Origin of the sequence: Halobellus limi, from assembly GCF_004799685.1 — an archaeon.
In the GTDB taxonomy this organism is placed as follows: domain Archaea; phylum Halobacteriota; class Halobacteria; order Halobacteriales; family Haloferacaceae; genus Haloquadratum; species Haloquadratum limi.
Genome location: NZ_CP031311.1, coordinates 50,799 through 71,107, shown reverse-complemented (window position 1 = coordinate 71,107; position 20,309 = coordinate 50,799). Strand labels below are relative to the sequence as shown.

General features: G+C 67.0%; 22 protein-coding genes. 10 read left to right on the top strand and 12 right to left on the bottom strand.

The window, feature by feature from the left end; translation table 11 throughout:
• The first annotated feature begins 7 nt into the window (after window positions 1–7).
• From DV707_RS00350 to DV707_RS00340, 3 genes are all read left to right on the top strand, one after another.
• Window positions 8–511: an amino acid-binding protein gene (locus DV707_RS00350; RefSeq protein WP_103991143.1), complete on the top strand. Its 504-nt coding sequence runs from the start codon at window positions 8–10 to the stop codon at window positions 509–511.
• Between the two features lie 179 nt (window positions 512–690).
• Entirely contained in the window at window positions 691–1,365 is a 675-nt protein-coding gene (locus tag DV707_RS00345; protein ID WP_394337397.1) for an IMPACT family protein, read from the top strand.
• A gap of 323 nt (window positions 1,366–1,688) precedes the next feature.
• Window positions 1,689–2,540, top strand: a complete 852-nt coding sequence (locus DV707_RS00340) for a hypothetical protein (RefSeq protein ID WP_103991145.1) — start codon at window positions 1,689–1,691, stop codon at window positions 2,538–2,540.
• A 142-nt stretch (window positions 2,541–2,682) separates the two neighbouring features.
• Here the strand turns inward: DV707_RS00340 and DV707_RS00335 are convergent, their stop codons facing one another.
• The 3 genes from DV707_RS00335 to DV707_RS00325 form a co-directional block, all read right to left on the bottom strand.
• The gene (locus DV707_RS00335) at window positions 2,683–2,895 is read right to left on the bottom strand and encodes a DUF7569 family protein (protein WP_103991146.1); all 213 of its coding nucleotides are present in this window, start codon (window positions 2,893–2,895) and stop codon (window positions 2,683–2,685) included.
• A 118-nt stretch (window positions 2,896–3,013) separates the two neighbouring features.
• Window positions 3,014–3,694 carry a uracil phosphoribosyltransferase gene (gene upp / locus DV707_RS00330; RefSeq protein WP_103991147.1) on the bottom strand — a complete coding sequence of 227 codons (681 nt, stop codon included), beginning with the start codon at window positions 3,692–3,694 and terminating at the stop codon, window positions 3,014–3,016.
• Between the two features lies 1 nt (window position 3,695).
• Window positions 3,696–4,115 (bottom strand): cupin domain-containing protein, encoded by a 420-nt coding sequence (locus DV707_RS00325; RefSeq protein WP_103991148.1) that lies wholly within the window; start codon window positions 4,113–4,115, stop codon window positions 3,696–3,698.
• Window positions 4,116–4,370: 255 nt separating this feature from the next.
• Here DV707_RS00325 and DV707_RS00320 point away from each other — a divergent pair, with 255 nt between their 5' ends.
• Together DV707_RS00320 and DV707_RS00315 are read left to right on the top strand one after the other, a co-directional pair.
• Window positions 4,371–5,054: a DUF5828 family protein gene (locus DV707_RS00320; RefSeq protein ID WP_103991149.1), complete on the top strand. Its 684-nt coding sequence runs from the start codon at window positions 4,371–4,373 to the stop codon at window positions 5,052–5,054.
• 166 nt (window positions 5,055–5,220) lie between these two features.
• Window positions 5,221–5,460 carry a hypothetical protein gene (locus tag DV707_RS00315; RefSeq protein WP_103991150.1) on the top strand — a complete coding sequence of 80 codons (240 nt, stop codon included), beginning with the start codon at window positions 5,221–5,223 and terminating at the stop codon, window positions 5,458–5,460.
• A 71-nt stretch (window positions 5,461–5,531) separates the two neighbouring features.
• Here the strand turns inward: DV707_RS00315 and DV707_RS00310 are convergent, their stop codons facing one another.
• The gene (locus DV707_RS00310; RefSeq protein WP_103991151.1) at window positions 5,532–6,548 is read right to left on the bottom strand and encodes a sensor histidine kinase; all 1,017 of its coding nucleotides are present in this window, start codon (window positions 6,546–6,548) and stop codon (window positions 5,532–5,534) included.
• A 170-nt stretch (window positions 6,549–6,718) separates the two neighbouring features.
• Between DV707_RS00310 and DV707_RS00305 the strand changes: the two genes are divergently transcribed.
• The 3 genes from DV707_RS00305 to DV707_RS00295 all read left to right on the top strand — a co-directional run bounded on the left by DV707_RS00305 (window position 6,719) and on the right by DV707_RS00295 (window position 9,126).
• The gene (locus DV707_RS00305; RefSeq protein ID WP_103991152.1) at window positions 6,719–7,096 is read left to right on the top strand and encodes a helix-turn-helix domain-containing protein; all 378 of its coding nucleotides are present in this window, start codon (window positions 6,719–6,721) and stop codon (window positions 7,094–7,096) included.
• A gap of 40 nt (window positions 7,097–7,136) precedes the next feature.
• Window positions 7,137–8,402, top strand: coding sequence for a threonine synthase (thrC, locus tag DV707_RS00300; RefSeq protein ID WP_103991153.1), 1,266 nt, complete (start codon window positions 7,137–7,139; stop codon window positions 8,400–8,402).
• A 187-nt stretch (window positions 8,403–8,589) separates the two neighbouring features.
• Window positions 8,590–9,126 (top strand): hypothetical protein, encoded by a 537-nt coding sequence (locus DV707_RS00295; RefSeq protein WP_136361776.1) that lies wholly within the window; start codon window positions 8,590–8,592, stop codon window positions 9,124–9,126.
• Window positions 9,127–9,244: 118 nt separating this feature from the next.
• On the opposite strand, the gene serA is transcribed toward DV707_RS00295, so the two are convergent.
• Entirely contained in the window at window positions 9,245–10,846 is a 1,602-nt protein-coding gene (gene serA / locus DV707_RS00290; protein ID WP_103991155.1) for a phosphoglycerate dehydrogenase, read from the bottom strand.
• 173 nt (window positions 10,847–11,019) lie between these two features.
• Here serA and serB point away from each other — a divergent pair, with 173 nt between their 5' ends.
• On the top strand, window positions 11,020–11,670 hold the full coding sequence (gene serB, locus DV707_RS00285; protein ID WP_103991156.1) for a phosphoserine phosphatase SerB: 651 nt from the start codon (window positions 11,020–11,022) through the stop codon (window positions 11,668–11,670).
• Window positions 11,671–11,736: 66 nt separating this feature from the next.
• On the opposite strand, the gene DV707_RS00280 is transcribed toward serB, so the two are convergent.
• On the bottom strand, window positions 11,737–12,801 hold the full coding sequence (locus DV707_RS00280) for a DNA cytosine methyltransferase (RefSeq protein ID WP_103991157.1): 1,065 nt from the start codon (window positions 12,799–12,801) through the stop codon (window positions 11,737–11,739).
• A 100-nt stretch (window positions 12,802–12,901) separates the two neighbouring features.
• A complete protein-coding gene (locus DV707_RS00275) occupies window positions 12,902–14,185 on the bottom strand; it encodes a cytosine deaminase (RefSeq protein ID WP_103991158.1) in 1,284 nt (427 codons plus the stop codon).
• Window positions 14,186–14,439: 254 nt separating this feature from the next.
• On the opposite strand from DV707_RS00275, the gene codB reads away from it, so the two are divergent.
• Window positions 14,440–15,834: a cytosine permease gene (gene codB, locus DV707_RS00270; RefSeq protein ID WP_103991159.1), complete on the top strand. Its 1,395-nt coding sequence runs from the start codon at window positions 14,440–14,442 to the stop codon at window positions 15,832–15,834.
• 17 nt (window positions 15,835–15,851) lie between these two features.
• Here codB and DV707_RS00265 read toward each other — a convergent pair whose 3' ends face one another.
• The 5 genes from DV707_RS00265 to lipA all read right to left on the bottom strand — a co-directional run bounded on the left by DV707_RS00265 (window position 15,852) and on the right by lipA (window position 19,953).
• A complete protein-coding gene (locus DV707_RS00265; RefSeq protein ID WP_136361775.1) occupies window positions 15,852–16,745 on the bottom strand; it encodes a hypothetical protein in 894 nt (297 codons plus the stop codon).
• 63 nt (window positions 16,746–16,808) lie between these two features.
• Window positions 16,809–17,222, bottom strand: a complete 414-nt coding sequence (locus DV707_RS00260) for an EamA family transporter (RefSeq protein WP_103991161.1) — start codon at window positions 17,220–17,222, stop codon at window positions 16,809–16,811.
• Between the two features lie 143 nt (window positions 17,223–17,365).
• Entirely contained in the window at window positions 17,366–18,196 is an 831-nt protein-coding gene (locus DV707_RS00255) for a winged helix-turn-helix transcriptional regulator (protein WP_103991162.1), read from the bottom strand.
• 140 nt (window positions 18,197–18,336) lie between these two features.
• A complete protein-coding gene (locus DV707_RS00250; protein ID WP_103991163.1) occupies window positions 18,337–18,978 on the bottom strand; it encodes a helix-turn-helix domain-containing protein in 642 nt (213 codons plus the stop codon).
• A gap of 42 nt (window positions 18,979–19,020) precedes the next feature.
• On the bottom strand, window positions 19,021–19,953 hold the full coding sequence (gene lipA / locus DV707_RS00245; protein WP_103991164.1) for a lipoyl synthase: 933 nt from the start codon (window positions 19,951–19,953) through the stop codon (window positions 19,021–19,023).
• Window positions 19,954–20,309: the final 356 nt, after the last annotated feature.

The window sequence follows — 20,309 nt, the reverse complement described above, 5'->3', positions numbered from 1 at the left end:
CGGACGGATGTTCGACGAGATTATGCAGAAGTTCGAGGGGAGTCCCAGCCAGCAGGCGGTCATCCGTCTGCTCCTCGAACGCGGGTTCTCGGTGAACGACGACGGGCGGGTCGTCTCCGGCGGCATCGAGATCCCCAACACCGGTATCGCCCGCGAAATCGACGTCGACCGCCGCGTCGTCGATTCCACGACGACGGCCATCCTCGACGACGAGGAACTCAGACGGATCTTCCAGAACATCTCGTCGATCCCGAGTCTGATGGACCTCGCACCGGTCCTCGACCTGTCGGTGTTGACGATCGACCCGACGGACGCCGAACGTCCCGGCATCGTCGCGGAGATCACGTCCCGACTCGCCGACCGCGACATCTCGATCCGCCAGACGATCAGTGAGGACCCGGAGTTCACCGACGACCCGAAACTCTACGTCGTCACCGACGAGCCGATCCCCGGCGACCTGCTGAACGAACTGTCCGAACTCGACTTCGTCCACCGGATCAGCATCGCGTAGACCGAGTTCCCCACGTCGATCCGCGTAGATCGAGTTCCCCACGTCGATCCGCGTGGACCAAGTCCCCCACGCCGATCCACGTAGACCGAACCCTCCCACATTGACCCGCGTACCTCGGACGTCCCCCAACCGACGCCCGACACGAACGCTTTTGAACGATGCCGGCGCTACTCCGGGTCGTGACGGACGAACCCGATGATCCGGATGCTCGCCCGACGTCGTTCCGCACGGTGGCCGGTCCGGGCGAGTCCCGCTTCGAGGTGAAGGGCTCGGAGTTCATCGGCTACGTTTCACCCGCGAACACGGTTCAGGAGGCCGAGTCGTTCGTCGATCGGATCCGCGAGCGACATCCGGACGCGACGCACAACGTCCCCGCGTACCGGGTTCCTGCAGACGCCGAGTCGGCATCCTCCACGGGCGCGACCCGGGCCGCCGGAACGATGCTCAGAGAGTACCAGTCCGACGACGGCGAGCCGTCGGGATCGTCGGGAAAGCCCGCGCTGAACGTCCTCGTCCAGCGCGAGATACGGAACGTCGCGGCCGTCGTCACGCGGTACTACGGCGGGACGAACTTGGGCGTCGGCGGCCTGGCCCGGGCGTACTCACGCGCGGTCAAAGACGCCGTCGACGACGCGGGTGTCGTCGAGACGGTCCCGCACGAGCGCTTCGTCGTCACCGTCGAATACGACGACTCGGGCACGGTCCGCGGACTCCTCGAAAGCGCTGACGTGGAGTTCGAGGCGACGTACGAAGCCGACGTCACGTTCGCGGTCCGCGCGCCGGTCGACGCGGCCGCGTCGCTCCGCGATCGGATCCGGAGCGCGACGAGCGGCCGCGCCGACATCGAGCGTTGATCCCTCCCGGGCGTTGATCCCCCCACCTGCCCCTTCGGCGCGGACGACGTGTGTCCTCGCCGTCCGTCGCCCGGGACCAAACAGCCCCGACCAACCCGCGGGAACGTATCGCACACTTCTGCTCCGGAGCGTACGGGGGTCCGTTTCCTTCGCTTCCTTTCGAAACGATTCCGACACACTGCGACGGGGTTCGAGGCGAAAGAGGGGGGTTCGGGCGAGCGATCCCGTTTCCGATCACGTCACGTTCTCCCGGAGCGCGAGAGACTGAAACGACCGTTTGTTCCACCGGTGCGGTATTGACCTCCCGTCTCGAAGCGGTCGGTATGGTCGACATCGACTCCGAGACGCTGTTCAACGGCGCGGCGGCGGCGCTGACGACGATCGCCGTCCTGTTTTTCGTCTTCAGCGTCGAACTCGGCCTCTCACCGGTCTCGAAGACGCTGATCGCCCTGGCGTTTCTCACCGGCGTCTTCGCCATCTCCCAGCGAACGACGGACCGGCAACTGACGCTTCTCGGGTACGGCGTCGTCGTGGTTTCGGTGGTCGGGATCTTCTTCGACTTCGTGAACACGTTCGATCTCGGAAACGAGGTGACGGTCCTGGGACTCCTGCTCCTCGCGGCCGCGCTGTTCGCGCTCCGGACGCGCTTCGACGGCGGGAACCGACTCCTGAGCGGGTCGCAGGCGACGTACCTCTTCGGAGCCGTCGCCGCGCTCGTCGCGCTCGTGCTGGTCGTCGACGTCGTCACCGGCGGTCTCGCGTACGAACTCCAGGTCGAGAACCGGATCGAGATCACCGAGTCGCCCCGCGGCGACGTCCGGGTCGCCTCGGTCGTCGCGCGCAACCCCACGCCGCTTCCGGAACGCGTCGAGACGCCGAACTACGGCGTGTGCGCCGCCGGCGACTGGAGCGAGTACAGACATCCGAGCGAACCCGAGCGCGAGGAGCGGCCGCCGGTCCGCGCCCACCTGAACGTCCAGGACGGCTACAACGAACACGTGATGAGTTTCGGCTCGAAAACGTACCCGGTGACGCTGTATCTCGACGCCGCGAACACGACCGGCGAGACGTTCCCGGTCGAGCGAACCGCCGACTGCCCGGACGGCGAGACGGGCGAACCGTACGTTGCGATCTTCGAGAGCGACTCGGACGATCCACGCCGCTATGCGGTCTGAACCCCGAGCGTCCTCGGTTCAGTCCACGACACTCCGCTTCGGTTCAGTCCACGACACTCCGCTTCGGTTCAGTCCACGACACTCCGCTTCGGTTCAGTCCACGACACTCCGCTTCGGTTCAGTCTATGGAGGCCACTTCGGCTCAGTCCACGATGATGTCGGCGTCGCTGTCGACGGGGCTTTCCGTCGCTCGCGGCTGCATCTCGGTTCGGTAGCGCTCGATCCAGTCGGCGAAGCAAGCGGGACAGAGCCGCTGGTTGTCGACTTCCGAGCGGTCGACGTTCAACTGAACCGTCCGAGCCAGCGCCTCTTCGATCGGATCGCCGCAGGCATCGCAGGGTTCGCTCCCGGTCATACGTGTGCCTGTGCGGCGCGTCGGTAAAGTTGTTCACGTCGCGGGGTCTCGTATGCTCACGTCGCGGGGCCTCTTATGCTCACGTCGCGGGACCTCTCGTGAGCTCTCTCCTGTCGACCTACGTCGTCCTGAACGCGCGGTCGCCGGCGTCGCCGAGGCCCGGAACGATGTACCCGTCGTCGTCGAGGTAGTCGTCGATAGCGACGGTCAGGAGGTCGGCCTGGGGGAACTCCTCACCGACGCGAAGGAGTCCGTCGGGCGCGGAGACCGCCGAGAGGACGAACAGGTCGGCCGGTTCGACCGCCGCCGACTCGAGGACGTGATCGAGAACGGCGCACATCGTCGATCCGGTCGCGAGCATCGGATCGGCGACGATGACGGTGTCGTCCTCGGTGATCTCCGGGAGCTTCACGTAGTCGATGGTGATCGGGAAGCCACCCTCCTCGTCCATCCCGGCGCTCTCGTCGCGGCCGGCGCTGATGACGCCCTGTTTGGCCCGGGGGAACGCCTTCAGCAGCCCCTCGACGAACGGGGTCGCCGCCCGCAGGACGTTGACGATCACGACGTCGTCGAGGCCGCTCACCCGCTCGCCGGTCGTCTCCGTCAGCGGCGTCTGGACGGAGACGTATTCGGTCTCCATCGCGCCGTCGATGATCTCGTAGCCACAGATCCGTCCGAGTTTGACGAGGCCCTTGCGGAACGCGACCTGCTCGGTCTCGACGTCACGAAGCCGAGAGAGCGTGTCCTTCGCGAGCGCGTGGGTGATCAGGTAGGCGTCGTCGCGGTCTTCGATCGTCATCTCAGCTCCCTCCCGTCTCGGATTCGCCGTCGGCTGCGGAGTCGTCTTCCGACGGATCGTACTCGTTGGCGTCGCCGTCGACCGCCGGCGCCCCGACGGCCAGCACCTCGATAGCCGCCTCGGCGTCCGCCGGGTTGTACGCTCTGTGTGGCGATCCCGGCGTCGCAGTGAACAACGATCCCGTCTCGACCTGATAGGTCCCGTCCGGCGTCTCGACGTGCATCGTCCCCGAGAGCACGTAGAACGCCTCTTCCTGTTGGTCGTGGTAGTGGTACGCGAGCGGGATCTGTTCGCCCGGTTCCGCGCGGAATCGGTTGATCGCGACGTTCGACATCTCCGCGGCCTCGGAGAGTCGACGTAGTTCACACGGTCGCTCCTCCGCCGGACTCACCTCCGATTGGCTCACTACGGTGTATCCCATACGCGATACATCTCGGTTCGGCACAAAAGCCTCCCGGGTCGTCGGAGGGGGTGTCGGGTCCGTCGCGACGTTCGCTCCGTTCGAGAAGGCCACCGCGCCCCGTTGGTTCGAGCAGGTCGTCTCGACTCCGCACGTTCCGTTCGAGAAACCCTCACCAGCACGCCGATCCCGTTCGAGACCCGAGATCGCGTGCGACGCGCTCGCAACGCTCGGAGTAGAGTTTTATACCTTGACGAACGTACCTTTCGCGAGACGATGGAAGAGAGTGTCTCCGGATTCAAGGTCCGGGGGACCTGGGGCGACGTCGTCGAACACGGCGAACGCATCACACGCGCACTCCGGGACGCAGGCGTCGACAGCGACGCCTTCGAGGAGTGGGACGAGTGGCGGCCGAAGTCCCACGAGCGACTCGGCGAGGACGTGAGCGAAAAGACCGCAGCGCAGGCGAGCGTCGCGGAGGGCGAGGGCGAGAAGGCCGGGAAGGACCCCGACGAGGACCTCCAGACCGCCGGCGAACGGCTTTCGGAATCCTACGAACACGTCGAGAACGGCGACAACGACGAGGCCGTCGAGCGGTGGTCGGAGTCGCTCGGGTACGTCGCTCGCGCGGCCGACTCCGCGGGCCGACGGGCGCTCCGTCGCGTCGAGAACACCGTCTACCAGCGGGTGATGACGCAGCTGGCGCCGTACTACTTCGACAACGAACTCGTCAGCGCCAACATCCAGAAATCCACCCGCGGCGACGACGTCTCGTTCATCTTCGAGGTCAACGTCAACGACGACGAGTTGAAACAGAAAGTGAGCGAGCGCCTCGGCGAGTTCGACGACGAGGTGACGCGCTGGCACGTCGACACCGAAAAAGAGACCGAAACCGTCGAGGCCGTCGAGGGCGTCGAACCACCGGAATCGGACGACCGGTCCCGGTCGACGACGAACTGATCCTGACTCGGTTCGGACGACTCCGACGGCCCGGAAGTTGCCAGTCCCTTGGCTGACTCCGGCGCCTCGGAAGTTGCCAGTGCTTTGGACGACTCCGGCGGCTCGGGCACCGTCCTGCGGGCCCGTTTCCACCAACAGTCATATTCTCGGCCCCGAATGCTAGGGTATGCCCGAACCACTCCGCGTCGAATCCGGCGAGTTGACCGGCGAAGAGATCCTCGATGCGCTCCGGGACGGTCACCGAGTCGTCGTCGAGGCGGAACTCCTCGGCGGGACGCACCAGCTCTCGCTCCGCCACGACGGCGACACGTACTACTGCGACACGCCGACCACGTTACACAAACACGAGGACGAGGAGGGGATGCTCACCTGCATCGAGAAGATGGGGTACGGCCGCGTCGAGTGAGGCGGATCCGAACGGATGGCGGATGGGCGGGTTGGCGCCCGGCTGGCGGTCCGACCCGACGCCCTCAACGCTCACTCCTCGTCGGCCGACTCCGACGCGCGGAACTCGAAGCGGGCACCGCCCTCTTGGCTCTCGCCCAGGGCGACGTCGAACCCGTGGGAAGCGGCGATCCGACGGACGATCGTGAGTCCGGTTCCGGTCCCGCTGTACCCCGTCGTGAACCCGTGTTCGAACACCTCTTCTTCCCTCTCTGGCGGAATTCCCACCCCCGTATCTTCCACGTAGAAGCCGTCTTCGAGCGGACCGACTCGGACCGTGACGTCCGATCCGCCGTGGCCGACGGCGTTCCGAAACAGGTTCTCGAAGAGCGCCTGCAACTGGCTCTCGCTGCCGACCACCGAGCACTCCTCGGTCACGAGGGCCGCCTCTCGCGTGTCGATCATCTCCCAGGCGGAACGCGCGACCGTGTCGAGCGAGACGCGTTCGTACTCCTCGTCGCTGCGGTTGCTTCGAGCGAGTCCCGTGAGGTCCGCGGTCAGTTCGTCGATCCGTTCGAGGGCGTCGTCGACCGCCGCGAGGTGTTCCGCGTCGTCGGTCTCGCGGAAGAGCGCCAGTCGGCCCTCGGCCACGTTCAGCGGGCCGCGGAGGTCGTGAGAGACCATACTGGCGAACTGATCCAGCCGTTCGTTCTGCTCTTCCAGCGCCTTCGCCGTCTCCCGCGCCTCGGTGACGTCCTGGGTGACGAGCACGCTGTAGGGATCGCCGTCGATTCGCGCCGGTTCGGTCTCGATGTGGTGAAACTTCCCCTCGAACTCGACGTCGAACGACTGTGCCGTCCCGTCGAGCGTCGCCTCCAGCGCGGACGCGAGGCGCTCGGCCGTGGGTTCCGGGAACAGCTCGAACACGTCTCTCCCGACCATTTCGGTGGCGTCACGGCCCGAAAACGGGAGCACTGCCGGGCCGACGATCCGGTACCGGAGATCCGAATCGACGAGCACCACCACCCCGTTCGGGAAGTTGTCGACGAGGGCCTGATGGCCACCGTCCGGCGGCGAAACCCGATTACTCGGAGATTCGGAGTCACACATTGGCGTCTCCTATGTGACGGTGCAATAATTACCTTTCAGTACGACCCAAGAGGTCAGTCGAAGCCGACACGCGCCGTCGATATCGATTCCTGCAACCGCGAGGTCGCATCGACTCCCGGGAACTGCCGGCGACGCGGGACTTTAGTCGCGGCGGCGGTGAAGGAGATGGTATGAGCGACGTGCCAGAGATGAGCGACCTCCTGGAGACCGAAGATCCGGGCTTCCAGCAGGTCCTCGCCTGCGTGTTCGGGATCCAGCGCCACGAGAGCCGGACGTATCTCACGCTTCTCGACAATCCGGGGAGCACGGTCGCCGAACTCGCAGACATCCTCGACCGCGACCGGAGCAACGTCAACCGCTCGCTGACGACGCTGATGGAGAAGGGGCTCGCCGAGCGCGAGCGACGGCTGCTCGACTCCGGCGGCTACATCTACCAGTACACCGGAACGGAGCTTCCGCAGGCGAAGGAGATGCTCCACGACGCGCTCGATCAGTGGGTCGAGCGCGTCCACCGCAGCATCGACGAATACGGCGCCGACGAGGAGTGAACCGCCCCCCTTTTCACGCCCGAACGCGAGGGATTCGACAATGAGCCTCGAACTCACCGCTCCCGCGCCGGACGCCCCCGACGTCGCCGACGACGGCGTCTGGCTCGCGGACATCGAGACGGGCGAAACGTACGCCCCGTTCGACGAGATCCGATACACCGGCGAGGACGGCAACCTGCTCGAAGTGCGCTACGCGGAGCCGCCGACGTTCGAAGACTTCCAGGGGCAGGGACGGGGCGTCTGGCGCTACCGCGCCGCGCTCCCGTTCGAGGAGGGCGTCACGCTCCCCGAGGGCGACACGCCGCTGCACGAGGCCCCGCGGCTCCGTGACGACGTCGGCGTCGAGACGCTCCGGATCAAGCACGAGGGAATGAACCCCACCGGCTCGTTCAAGGACCGCGGGATGACCGTCGGCGTCCGCGTCGCGAAGGAACTCGGCGTCGGCCGACTCGCGTGCGCGTCGACCGGAAACACCTCCGCGGCCCTCGCCGCCTACGGCGCTCGCGGCGGGATGGAGACGCTCGTGCTCCTCCCCTCCGGCAAGGTCGCGGCCGGCAAGATCGCCCAGGCCGCGCTCCACGACGCGCGCATCCTCGAAGTCGACGGCAACTTCGACGCCTGTCTCGACATCGTCCAGGAACTCGCCCAGCGGGGCGAGGTGTACCTGCTCAACTCGCTGAACCCCTTCCGGCTGGAGGGACAGAAGACGATCGGCCTCGAAATCTTAGAGGAGTTCCGCGACGACTACGGCCGCTTCCCGGACCGCATCGTCCTGCCCGTCGGCAACGCGGGCAACACCTCTGCGTTGTACAAAGCGTTCCGCGAACTCGTCCAGTCGGGCGCGCTCGATCCCGCGGAGGTACCGAAACTCACCGGCGTCCAGGCCGAGGGGGCCGCCCCGATGGTCGAGGCGATCGAGAACGGCTGGGACGACACCCAGCGTTGGGAGGAGGTCGAGACGCGCGCGACGGCGATCCGCATCGGCAACCCGGTCAACGCGCCGAAGGCGCTCCCGGGGATCCGCGAGACCGGCGGTACCGCGGTCGCCGTCTCCGACGAGTCGATCACCGAGGCCCAGCGCGACCTGGCCCGCGAGGGAATCGGCGTCGAACCCGCCTCGGCGGCCTCGGTGGCCGGGCTCAAGAAGCTCCGCGATCGGGGCGTCGTCGACGCCGACGAGGACGTCGTCTGCCTCACGACCGGCCACCTGCTGAAGGACCCCGACGCCGCGTTCGAGGCGGGCGGGAAGCCCGAACCCGTTCCGAACGACCTCGGGGCGATCCTCGATCACATCGGCGCGAACTGACCGCTGACGCGTTTTCTCCTCTCGCGGGTCGAACTGTCGTATTTTCGGCCGATACGACTGTTCGGGCTGCGGCTCTCCGACCCGTTCCTCGACCCTGGCTGACGTCCGTTCGTCCCGTGTCTGACGGGTCTTCTTAGTCACTCGGTGACAATTAACACGCATGTCCGCAGAGTTCTCCGAGGGACCGATGAGCGGTACCAGAGCAGGCCTCGATATCCGCTGCGGTGACGTCGCCTCCGCGTATCGAGATGAGCCCCGCCGAGGGGCGGGCGCGACGGACGTTCGACAGGCAGCCACGGACGTTCGACGGGCGGACATAACGGACGATCGGCGGGCGAGTGCGATACACAGACGACGACCGACCGACCGCGACGACTGCGGATCGACCGCGAGTCACCGGGCGCCCCTCGATAGCGTCGACGTCACCCTCCAGGCGTCGACGCTGCTGGATCTGGTCGTCGAACTCCAGCGTGAGAACGAACGGATGCGCGAGAAGGCGAAACGGCTCGAACGCGAGAACACGCGGTTGGCACGGCAACTCGACCGCCGTGGTCGAGAGCAGCAGTACGTGCTCGATCAGTACGAGCACCGTCTCAAAGAGGCCAATCAGGAACTCGAAGCGGAGCGGGAACGTTCGGGAGCGGAGACGCGACCCGGCCGCCTCGTCGACGCGCTCGTCTCCCGGGCCACGCCTGACGAACGCCCGGAATTCCTCCGACGATAGTTTCTGCGCGCCCGCCCCCTCCGATCGATCACTCTTCGTCGTCGAACTCCCCTTCGCCGTCCGCGTCGTCGAACTACTCTTCGTCGTCGAACTCCCCTTCGCCGTCTGCGCCGCCGAATTACTCTTCGTCGTCGTCCGCGCCGTTGAGGGTGAGGTACTTCACGTCGATCATCCGGTCGTCGGCGAGGATCGTCTCGACGACGTCCGTCGGAACGGGATCGTCGAGGTTGTAGACGGTGAGCGCCTCGCCGCCTTCCTCGTCGCGGCGGGCGTTGAACATCCCCGCGATGTTGATGTCGTGTTCGCCGAGCACCGAGCCGATGAAACCGATGACGCCCGGTTTGTCGGCGTTGCGTGCGACGAGCATCTTGCCGTGCGGGATGGCGTCGACGCGGTAGCCGTCGATACGGACGATCCGCGGGTCGTCCCCGGCGAAGAGGGTCCCGCAGACGCTGAGGGAATCGTCCTCGTTGCCGACGGTGACGGTCACGAGGCTCTGGAAGTCCTCCGACTGGAGCCGCTTCGACTCCTTCACGTCGATGCCGCGTTCCTCGGCGATCTGCGGCGCGTTGACCGCGTTGACCTGCCACTCAAGCGGTTCGAAGACGCCCTTCAGCGCCGACGCCGTGACGAGTTCGATGTCCTCCTCGGCGATGTCGCCCTCGTAGGCGACCTCGACCGAGGAGATCCGGCCGTCGAGCAGTTGTGCGGCGACCTTCCCGGCGGTCTCGGCGAGGCCGATGTACGGGCGGATGCGCGGGAAGACGCTCTCGTCCACCGAGGGGGCGTTCAGCGCGTTCATCACCGGTTCGCCCGCGAACGCCGCGTCGATCTGATCGGCGATCGACGTCGCGACGTTCTCCTGGGCGGCCTCGGTCGACGCCCCGAGGTGCGGGGTGACGATGATGTCGTCGACGTCGAGCAGCGGGCTGTCCGGCGAGACGGGCTCCTCGGCGAACACGTCGATCGCCGCGCCGTCGAGGACCCCGTCGTCGACCGCCGCGGCGAGCGCGTCCTCGTCGACGACGCCGCCGCGGGCGCAGTTGACGAGGTAGCCGCCGCCCATCAGTTCCAGTTCTCCAGTCGAAATCATCCCCTCCGTTTCGGGCGTCAGCGGCGTGTGGACGGTGAGGAAGTCCGCCCGTTCCAGACACGTCTCGAACTCGACGAGTTCGGCGCCGAGTCGGTCGGCGCGCTCCTCGCTGATGTAGGGGTCGTAGGCGACGAGGTTCATTCCGAGACCGTCGAGTCGCTTTGCGACCTCCTGGCCGACCCGACCGAGGCCGACGATCCCGAGCGTCTTGCCGTTGAGTTCCGTGCCGAGGTAGTCGCTTTTCGCCCACTCGCCCGTCTTCAGACGAGCGTGGGCCTGCGGGATCGAGCGCGCGGCGGCGAACGACATCGCGACGGTGTGCTCGGCGGCCGCGCGGACGTTCCCCTCCGGCGCGTTCGCGACGATGACGCCGTGTTCGGTCGCGGCGTCGATGTCGATGTTGTCGACGCCGATCCCGGCGCGACCGACGATGACGAGGTCCGAGGCGGCCTCGAAGACCGCCTCGGTCACCTCCGTTCCGGACCGGACGACGAGCGCGTTGGCGTCCGCGACTGCTTCCAGAAGCGCCTCACCGTCTACGTCGTAAGCCGTCTCGACGTCGTGGCCCGCCTCTCGGAGGCGTTCCAGGCCGGCGTCGTCGATCGGGTCCGTAATAAGGACCTTCATATACTAACCCATCTCTGGTTCCCGGTTAAACGTTTCTTCATCGGTCTCACAGGGTCTCTGTGGCCTGTTACCGTTTCTCGTGGGTCTCGACAGTCGGAGGCCACCGCTCGATGACCGCCGGAGGCGGCCGCTCGATAGGTGATTTGAAAAGCGCCGACGCCGATTCCCCGCGTATGCGACTCGTGGCTTTCGATTTCGACGGAACGCTCTCGGACTCGGAGATGACCGTGCTGCTCGGCGAGCGCGAGGGCGTCGCCGAGCGGATGCAGGACATCACCGACCGAGCGATGAACGACGAACTCTCCTACGCGGAGAGTCTGAGAGAGCGCGCGTCGCTGCTCGACGGCCTCTCCGAGGAAGACGCCGAAGAGGCCTTCGGCGAGGTCCGACTCCGTCCGGGCGCGGCGGAACTCATCGACCGCCTCCGCGAGGCCGGGCACCACGTCGCGATCCTGACCGGCGGGTTCGAGCGTGGGGTCGAGCGCGCCCTCGAACGCGAGGGCGTCGCGGTCGACACCATCGTCGCCAACCGCCTCCCGATGGCGGGCGGCCGTCTCACGGGCGAGGTCGAGGGGCCGCTCATCACCGGGACGAAGGACGACGCCCTGGAGTCACTCGCCGCCGACCTCGACGTGCCGATCTCTCGCACCATCGCCGTCGGCGACGGCGCGAACGACCTGCCGATGCTGGAGGTCGCCGGACTGTCCGTGGGCTACGTCCCGAAGGACGCCGTGCGGCCGTCCTGCGACGTCGTCGTCGCCTCGATGCACCGACTCGGAAAGGTGCTGGAGGGCTACAACGTGCTGCGGCGAGAAGAGGAGTAGCGAAGTCCGAGTCGGCTCACACGGCCCGACGACGACCGCGACGGCGACGACTCATCCGACCCATTGTCACTCCGCGCTGGCGGCGGGACTCCGCTCCATCTCTGCTAGGTCCCCGGCCAGCGCCTCCGCGATGGCCTTCGAGAGCCCCGGCGGGACGGCGTTGCCGACGACTTTCAACTGCGTGCTCTTGGCCCCCTGGAACACGTAGTCGTCGGGGAACGACTGGAGGATCGCACACTCCCGGACGGTCCCGACGCGGTCCTCGACGGGGTGGACGAACGGCGCGTTGTGGTTCTCCTTGATCGTGATCGACGGCTCGTCGCGGGGGAGTCGCCGCCAGCTGTCGCCGTAACTCTCGTAGAGGCTCTCGCCGGGTTCGACCTCCGAAATCCGCTCGACCATCTCCGCGGAGTGATCCGTCTTCTCGTGGTTCGGTAACGCCTCGATGGGGGGCCGCTCGTCCCCGTCCGCGCCCCGCTCCAGGAGGGCCTCCTCGACGGTCACGTACGGCTCTAGCTGTTTCCCCGTGAGCGTCGCCTGTTTCGAGGGGCCGTGGGTCCGCTCGGGGTACGTCGGGATCGACCCGTCGCGCCGCCCCTGGAAGATCACCCGGCGGCGGTTCTGCGGCACCCCGTAGTCGGCGGCGTTCAGCGTCTCGTACGCCGGCTTCTCGTAGCCGGCGCGCTCGAACCCCTCCAGGATCGCCCGGAGGGTGTCCCCGCCCTCCATCGACTTGATCCCCGGGACGTTCTCCATCACGAACGCCGCGGGCTCGACGAACTCGACGAAGTCGATGAAGTTCCCGACGAGGTAGTTCCGCTCGTCGTCGGGGTCGCGGTGGCCCGCGATGCTGAACCCCTTGCAGGGCGGGCCGCCGATCACGACGTCGATTTCTCCCGCGTCGACCGGGTGCTCCGCGAAGAACTCCTCGGGGCCGATTTCGGAGAGGTCCGCCTGGATCGCGAGCGCGTCCTCGTGGTTGTGCTCGTAGGTCGCGAGGAAGTCCTCGTCGACGTCGACGCCGGCGACGACGTCGTAACCGGCCTGCAGGAAGCCCTCCGAGAGGCCGCCGCCGCCGCAGAACAGATCGAGCACCCTGATCGAGGAGCCATCGAAGTCGGAACCCGGCATTCGGAATCTGCCCGCATCTCGTTCGCGATCGTATTTAAACACCGCGGGGATCCCGCGGTCGACGGGTCGCGCCCTCGCGGGCCGCGACTGACGGTCGGCGCTACCGCTTGTAGTCGACGTCGACCGCCCCGTCCGACCGGTGCACCGTCGTCGTGCTCGGCTCCGTCCGCGCGATCGGGTCGCCCTCTCGAAGCACCAGCGTCCGCGGGGCCTGCGTCCGCAGGGCGTTGAAGCCGTCGGGTGCGTCGTAGACGACGAGCGAGCCTTCGTCGCCCTCGCTGAGACCGTATCCGTCCGCGTCGAAGACCTCGGCGTTGGCGTCGGTCAGCATCTCCCAGAGCACCTCGACGTCGGCGCGACCGGCCATGTGGGCGTAGTGCGCGAGGATGAACGCCGCGTCCAGCGGGTCGGCGACGCCGTAGTGGTACCACGGGTCGAGCACGGAGTCGTGGCCGATCCCGACCGTGACGCCGGCCTCGCGCAGTTCGTCGATGCGGGTGTGACCGCGCCGCCGTGGGTAGTCGTCGTACGCGCCCTGCAGGACGGAGTTATCTGGCGGGTTCGTCACCACGGAGACGCCGCTCTCGGCGAGCATCGAGATCAGTTTGTCGGCGTAGGCGTTGTTGTACGAGTGCGTCGCCGTCGTGTGACTCGCCGTGACGCGGTCGCCGATCCCGCGCTTTATCGCCTCGCTGGCGAGCACCTCCGTGAACCGCGAGTTCGGGTCGTCCGTCTCGTCGATGTGGAGATCCAGCGGGAGGCCGTGTCGCTCCGCCAGGTCGCACGCGATCCCGACGCTCTGCACGCCGTCTTCGCGGGTGTACTCGTTGTGCGGGATCCCGCCCACCAGGTCCACGCCCATCTCGACGGCGTCTTCGAGCAGGTCCTCGTGCGACTCGTCGGTGAGGATCCCGTCCTGCGGGAACGCGACGACCTGGAGGTCCACGAGATCGGAAACCCGCGACTTCAGCTCCACCAGCGCCTCGACGGTGGTCAGCGACGGCTCGGTCGTGTCGGCGTGCGTCCGGATGCGCGTCACGCCGTGAGAGGCGTACCACTCCACCGTCCGCGTCGCTCGTTCGAGGATGTCCTCGACGGTGATGTCGCCTTTGTACTCCGCCCAGACCTCGATGCCCTCCGCGAGCGTGCCGCTGTCGTTCCAGGAGGGATCGCCGGCCGTTCCGGTCGCGTCGAGGTGGACGTGGGGTTCGACGAGCGGTGGCGTCACCAGCCGGCCGTCGGCGTCGTACCGACGGTCGGCGGGGAACGCGTCCGGGTCGCCGTCGCCCGCGGGAACCAGGCGGTCGATCGCTCCCGCACGGACCTCGACGTCGACGGAGTCGCCGGCCACGGTCCGGCCGTTCGTGACGATGTATTCGGCCATATCGCGAGCAGAGGCCGCAACGACGCTTCAGCTTTGGGTAACCGGAACCACGCGTTCGCTCTCGGTCCCCGAACGCCGGCTCGGACCGGGTGATGGTCTGATCGATCCCGGACGTGCAAAGATTCGAATGGGATCTATTCATCCCCCGTAGATGTCAATCGAACTGCCCGGAAAGACGGACGCATCGATCCCGTTCGTCACAAATGTGGGCAGGATCCACAATTACTATACAATCGGACGGTGAGCCGAAATCGATGGCAACAGAAGACGACACGCCCGCGTGGCGACGGTTCGTGTTCGGCGACGAGGAACTTCCCGATCCCGACTACCCGCTCGATCACGTTCCCGGCGACGAGCGGAAGGGCCTGGTGAGCATCTCTGCCGTCCTCCTCGGGTTCGTGTTCTTCGCCGGCACGCTCTGGGCCGGTGCCGAGGTCGGCGCGGCGATGGGCTTCGGTCCGATGCTGACGGCGATGGCCGCCGGCTACGCGATCCTCGGCGTCTACGTCGCGACGCTGTGCGGCATCGCCGCGAAGGCCGGGCTGACGACCGTCCTCCTCGCGCGGTACAGTTTCGGCAGTTGGGGCGCGAAGTTCGCAGACCTCATCCTCGGCGGCACGCAGGTCGGCTGGTTCGGCGTCACGATTCCGATGGTCGCGATCCCGACAGCGACGTTTTTCGATCTGAACACCCCGACGTTCACCGCGGCGCTCATCCTGATCTGGGGGATCCTGCACCTCGCGACCGCGTACTTCGGCTACGAGGGGATGGAGCGGCTCTCGCTCGTGGCCGTGCCGATCCTGGTCGTCGTTGGCCTCCTCTCGATCTTCATCGCCGTGGGGGACGTCGGCGGCCTCTCGGGGCTCTTCGGCGGCGCGAGCGGCAGCGAGATGGGCTTCGCCGCCGCCGTCACCATCGTCGTGGGGACGTTCATCAGCGGCGGCACGCAGGCCCCGAACTGGGCGCGCTTCGCGAGCAGCACCCGCGTCGGGTTCTGGGCCGGCCTCATCGCGTTCCTCGTCGGGAACGGCTTCCTCTTCCTCTCCGGTGCCGTCGGCGGGTCGGTCTACGACGTCACGCCCGCCGGCGACCTCTACGAGGTGCTCGCGGCGCAGGGGCTCGCGGCGGTCGGCCTCCTCGCGTTGATCCTCAACATCTGGACGACGAACGACAACGCCGCCTACGCCTTCGGCGTCGCCGGCAGCGAGGCCTTCGAGTTCGACCGCAAGCGCCCGTTCATCCTGGCCGGCGGGGCGATCGGGATCGTCCTCGCACTGGTCGGCGCCGACAGCCTCCTCATCCCGTGGCTGTCGACGCTCGGTCAGTACGTGCCACCGCTCGGCGGGGTCGTCATCGCCGACTTCCTGCTGTGCTGGCGGATGCGCGTCCCGAAGATGGAGGACGTCCGCTTCGCGAGCGTCCGCTGGACCGGCGTTCTCGCCTACGCCGTCGGGGCGGTCGTCGCCGTGCTCACGGCCGGACAGGTCGTTCCGGGCCTCGCGGCCCCGCAGGTGATTCCGGGCCCCGTCGGGGCGGCGCTGAACGGACTCGTCGCCGCGTTCCTCGCGCACGTCGCGCTCTACTACCTCCTCGAAGCGAACGGGATCGTCGACGGCCACGACGTCGACCCCGACGCGGAGCGGCTCTGAGCTGTCGGTTCCGATAGCTACCCGTCCAGTTCCGCCTGCAACGACGCCCGCCACTCGTGGGGGTTGTACCAGCCGCACCCCACGCAGCCGACCTCCTCCTCGTACTTCTGGCCTCCCTCGTAGTAGTATTCGATCTGCATAAACGGCGGTCGCTCCCCGCTCTCGACGCACGCCTCGCACTTCCGGCTCTTCAGGAGGTTGTGCGTCCGCGTGAGGATCTGGAAGTGTTCGCGGACCTCCTCGTCGCTCATCGACTCGTAGTCGTAGTTCTCAGACTCCTCCCACCGGACCTCGGGCACGCGGTGGTCGACCTCCAGGGTCGTGCTCGGCGAGGAGCCGTCGAACGCGTCGCGGCCGCCGTAGAGGTCGCGAACGCGGCGCTTGAACGAGGCGGGCATCTCCTGCCGCGTGATCGACTTCTGGGTCGGGAACGGGTACTTGAGCTTTCTGTGAAAGGTCGTGTCCTCGCAGTTCTCGCAGTGACGGTAATCGCCCTGGCCCTGCCCGGTGTTCTGGACGAACTCGAAGCCCTCCTTGCGGAGCATCTGGATGTCCTTCGCGGGCTGGGAACTGGGGAGTTCACACGCCGAACAGTGCCACTCGCAGTCGGCGAGGGTATCGAACGTCGCCGCGCGCTTCGTCCCCTCGTTCGAGGGGTTCCACTCGCGCGTGGCGTACTCGTGGACCCGCTCGCCGAAGTCGGTGAGGGCGTACGCCTCCCCGTCGCGCTCGACGATCCCCTCATCGACCAACTCCGCGAGAAGGGCCTCGGTGTCCGCGTTCGCGGCGGTGTCGGAACCGCTCTTCACGGCCTTCGGGCCGTCCGCGAGGTGAGAGACGAGCGCCTTCCGCTGCGGGTCGCGCCGCACCGACTGGATCAGTTCGGCCGTCTCCTCGTCCATTCCGGGCATATGGCGGACTCCGGTCTCCGGGGTCAAAGCCGTGTGGGGACTGCGGCGGCTTCCGACCGCCGATCACAGCGCGATCAGCACGACGGCGACGACGGCGAGCGCCAGTCCGACCGCGTTCGCGGCGCTGAGCGCGACGTCAAGATAGACGACGCCGACGAACGCCGGCACGACGAAGTACAGCGCGGCGACGGCGGAGACGATCGCCATATTGCCCCGCGTGAGCGCCGCGTAGAAGCTGATGCTCCCCGCCGTGAGAAACACGCCCGAAGCGAGGGCGAAGCCCACGTCCGTCCGCGTCCCGGTGATCGGCCGCCTCGCGAGGAGGACGTACGCGCCGGCTATTCCGATGCTCGCCACGTAGGAGAGAAAGACGGCGTTGACGGCCGACACGGACCGCGTCGCGAGCCCCGCGGTCACCGCCCAGCCGCCGAACAGTAGCAACGCTCCGAGCGCCAGCGCGATGCCCGTCGAGATCATGGCTGCACGTCCCGGTTTGGGATACAAAAACGCCCGTGCGATCGATTCACTCCCTCAGATTCGACCGCGACCTCACTCGGCGGCCACTCCCTTCGATATAGCCGGGGCCGACAACGTCTATTTCGGCGTTTCCCCACCCGTGCCTATCGGCACTCGAGGACCGCACGCAGAATCTTCATCTCTTCGGCCTCCGTGATCCGGTCCGAGGCCATACACGCGTGAACGACTTTGTGCGTCAGTTCGACGTCGCCGAAGAGGCTTTCCCCGATCTCCCCGGTACCCGCCGTCTGGAACCCGTCTCTCTCCTGTCTCTCGACCGACCCCGCCTCGGACTGGTCGCCCGTCCCGGGTAACGGCGACCCTGCTCCGTCCTGCGTCCCGTCCGAGCGTCGTCGCTCCTCCCCGTCGAGTGCCGACGTCGCGAACGCCGCTCGCTCGTCCCACTCGAATCCCTCGATGGAGTTGACCCGCCGGTTGATCGTCGCACAGCTCACGCCCACGAGGTCTGCGAGGTCCCGCTGCGTCGCGTTCGGGTGCTCTCGGATCGCCGCGAGGATCTCGTACTGTTCGGCGCTCAGCTCCCGCTCCTGTTCGTCTTCCACTTCCGCGGTCGCGGTCGTCGCGGCCGCGTCGGCCTCGGGGTCGGCTCGCTCCGCGTCCGTTCGAGAGTCGGCTCGCTCCGCGTCCACGACCGGGGAGTCCAGCGTCTCGATCCCGTCGGTCTCCCCTGCCGCGTCGACGGCAACGCCTCCGCGCTCCGTCTCGGTTCCTCGGTCGCCCGGATCGCCGTACTCCTCGAGAACCCGCTCTACGAGATCGGGTCGAGCGCCGCTCACCGACCTCGACAACTCCCCGACAGTCGCGTTCGGGTCTCTCTCGGCCACGCTGAGGATCCGTTTGTGAATCATCGCCTTCGGAATCGGCGATCGAGCGCTCTTGTCGTCGCGAATCTGTGTCAGCGGTGAGTTGCTCATTTTGGTGCGTTCGAGTGCGATCGTATCACACACTCTGGCTGTCTATCCGAAGGAGTGACGCACACCTTACACTACCTCTTTACTATGTAATGTTTTATTACCTCGTTTCGACCCCGTCGCGAACTCCGAGGTCCGACCGCTCACAACAGCGTGCTCTCGATGAGTTGGGCGTGTCCCCGGCGGAGCCGTCCGGCGAGCGCCTGCCGAGAGATCGAGAGATCCGAGGCGATCTCCTCCAGAGAGGCCTTCCGAGTTGGTTCGAAGTATCCGCGTTCGTGCGCCAACACCAACGCCTCACGCTGTGCGTCGGTGAGTCCGTACTGGTCGAGCGCATCGCTGTTGCCCTCCTGGTAGATGCTGTCGAGTTTGAACGGGATACCCAGCTCTCGACAGCGCTCGCGAAACGAGTAGAGCGCGTCCCGCGTCGGGACCTGTGAGCGGAAGTGAACGCCTTCGTTGGTCGAGTGAGCGCCCAGAAAGACGATATCGAAGTTCGAGGCCTCCGGGTAGGTCATCTTCCGTCTCGCCTCGGACGTGAAGTTCACGCGGTACAGCGACCGATCTCCGATGCTCGTGAGAACCGCGAACTCCGCGACGGAGGGATCGTCGGACAAGGCCGCCTCGAACGTCTCCGGATCGACGTTACTGACCCAGAAGACGTACTTCGCCTGCCCGTCTTGGAGGATCTGGAGGTCCTCCATCTCTAGGACCGCCTCGGGGACGCGGTCGTGGGTCTCCTCCATCACCGGCGAATCGATGGTGTACTCCGCGATGAATCCCATTTCCGGGGGATAGGCTCCCGCGGCGTGATAGCTTTTGCGCGGTCAGTCGCCCGCCGTCCGCGCTCGCTGCCGCGCGTCCGCGACGCTCTTGCCCTCCCGGAGCACGGCGTCGACGAACAGCTCGCCGGCCTTGTACGACGAGCGGACCATCGGTCCCGACGCGCAGTAGAGGAAGCCGAGTTCCTCCTCGGCCACCCGCCGCCACGTCTCGAAGGCGTCGGGGTGGACGTACTCGAAGACGTCCAGGTGCGACCGCGAGGGCTGGAGGTACTGCCCCAGCGTGACGACGTCGACGTCGGCCTCCCGCAGGTCCGAGAGCGTCTGGTAGATCTCGTGGTCGTACTCGCCGAGGCCGAGCATGATGGAGGTCTTCGTGTAGACCTCGGACTCCTCGGACACCTGTTCGAGCACCGACAGCGACTGCTCGTAGTCGGCGCGGCGGTCGCGCACGGGCCACTGCAGGCGTTCGACGGTCTCGATGTTGTGCGCGATCACGTCCGGTCCGGCGTCGATGATCTTCCCAACCAGCTCGGGCTCGCCCTGGAAGTCGGGGATGAGCACCTCCACGAGGATCCCCGGATCGCGCTCTTTGATCTCGCGGATCGTCCGCGCGAAGTGTCCCGCGCCCTGGTCCGGGAGGTCGTCGCGGTCGACGGAGGTCAAGACGACGTAGTCCAGCCCGATCTCCGCGACGGCGTCGGCGACGTTCGACGGTTCCTCGGGATCGAGCGCCTCCATCCCGCCGGTCTCGACGTCGCAGAAGTTACAGCCTCGCGAGCAGCGATCGCCCATCAACATAAACGTCGCCGTTCCCGGGCCGTTGCGGCCGCTCCAGCACTCGCCCATGTTCGGGCAGTTCGCCTCCTCACAGACCGTGTGGAGGTCGCGGTCGCGGAGCGTCTCCTTGATGTCGGTGAACTGCCGTCCCGACGGCGGACGCATCTTCAGCCAGTCCGGCTTCTGCCTCCCGCTCATGTTTTCCCCTTCGAGCGGGCGAGCAAAAGCCTGCGGGTTACTAGCAGCATCGAGTCGATGCTGTCGGTGAACGGATGAGCGTGACAGAGATGACTTCGGAAGCCCCCGCTCGTTTCGCGGGACTCCCGCCCGCGCCGGATCCGGGTAGCAGTCGCTCGCGGGAGCCGGGCGATGCGCATCTAACGCCGACGGTCGGACTCGCGATTTTGGCGAACAGTCGGCACCCGCACGACGATGACCCCTCACACCGTCACCCCGCGCCGACGTGCCGAACGACCGCTGCCCGACGCGGGGTGGCTGTCAGATCACGGGGGTGCTGGTCCCGCCCTCTGTAATAAACTCTCGCCGCGCGTCCG

Bases quoted from the DNA above. Each gene is read 5' to 3' on its own strand.
- DV707_RS00350 (WP_103991143.1), top strand. From the start codon at position 8: ATGTTCGACGAGATTATGCAGAAGTTCGAGGGGAGTCCCAGCCAGCAG.
- DV707_RS00340 (WP_103991145.1), top strand. From the start codon at position 1,689: ATGGTCGACATCGACTCCGAGACGCTGTTCAACGGCGCGGCGGCGGCG.
- DV707_RS00335 (WP_103991146.1), bottom strand. From the start codon at position 2,895: ATGACCGGGAGCGAACCCTGCGATGCCTGCGGCGATCCGATCGAAGAG.
- upp (WP_103991147.1), bottom strand. From the start codon at position 3,694: ATGACGATCGAAGACCGCGACGACGCCTACCTGATCACCCACGCGCTC.
- DV707_RS00325 (WP_103991148.1), bottom strand. From the start codon at position 4,115: ATGGGATACACCGTAGTGAGCCAATCGGAGGTGAGTCCGGCGGAGGAG.
- DV707_RS00320 (WP_103991149.1), top strand. From the start codon at position 4,371: ATGGAAGAGAGTGTCTCCGGATTCAAGGTCCGGGGGACCTGGGGCGAC.
- DV707_RS00315 (WP_103991150.1), top strand. From the start codon at position 5,221: ATGCCCGAACCACTCCGCGTCGAATCCGGCGAGTTGACCGGCGAAGAG.
- DV707_RS00310 (WP_103991151.1), bottom strand. From the start codon at position 6,548: ATGTGTGACTCCGAATCTCCGAGTAATCGGGTTTCGCCGCCGGACGGT.
- DV707_RS00305 (WP_103991152.1), top strand. From the start codon at position 6,719: ATGAGCGACGTGCCAGAGATGAGCGACCTCCTGGAGACCGAAGATCCG.
- thrC (WP_103991153.1), top strand. From the start codon at position 7,137: ATGAGCCTCGAACTCACCGCTCCCGCGCCGGACGCCCCCGACGTCGCC.
- DV707_RS00295 (WP_136361776.1), top strand. From the start codon at position 8,590: ATGAGCGGTACCAGAGCAGGCCTCGATATCCGCTGCGGTGACGTCGCC.
- serA (WP_103991155.1), bottom strand. From the start codon at position 10,846: ATGAAGGTCCTTATTACGGACCCGATCGACGACGCCGGCCTGGAACGC.
- serB (WP_103991156.1), top strand. From the start codon at position 11,020: ATGCGACTCGTGGCTTTCGATTTCGACGGAACGCTCTCGGACTCGGAG.
- DV707_RS00280 (WP_103991157.1), bottom strand. From the start codon at position 12,801: ATGCCGGGTTCCGACTTCGATGGCTCCTCGATCAGGGTGCTCGATCTG.
- DV707_RS00275 (WP_103991158.1), bottom strand. From the start codon at position 14,185: ATGGCCGAATACATCGTCACGAACGGCCGGACCGTGGCCGGCGACTCC.
- codB (WP_103991159.1), top strand. From the start codon at position 14,440: ATGGCAACAGAAGACGACACGCCCGCGTGGCGACGGTTCGTGTTCGGC.
- DV707_RS00265 (WP_136361775.1), bottom strand. From the start codon at position 16,745: ATGCCCGGAATGGACGAGGAGACGGCCGAACTGATCCAGTCGGTGCGG.
- DV707_RS00260 (WP_103991161.1), bottom strand. From the start codon at position 17,222: ATGATCTCGACGGGCATCGCGCTGGCGCTCGGAGCGTTGCTACTGTTC.
- DV707_RS00255 (WP_103991162.1), bottom strand. From the start codon at position 18,196: ATGAGCAACTCACCGCTGACACAGATTCGCGACGACAAGAGCGCTCGA.
- DV707_RS00250 (WP_103991163.1), bottom strand. From the start codon at position 18,978: ATGGGATTCATCGCGGAGTACACCATCGATTCGCCGGTGATGGAGGAG.
- lipA (WP_103991164.1), bottom strand. From the start codon at position 19,953: ATGAGCGGGAGGCAGAAGCCGGACTGGCTGAAGATGCGTCCGCCGTCG.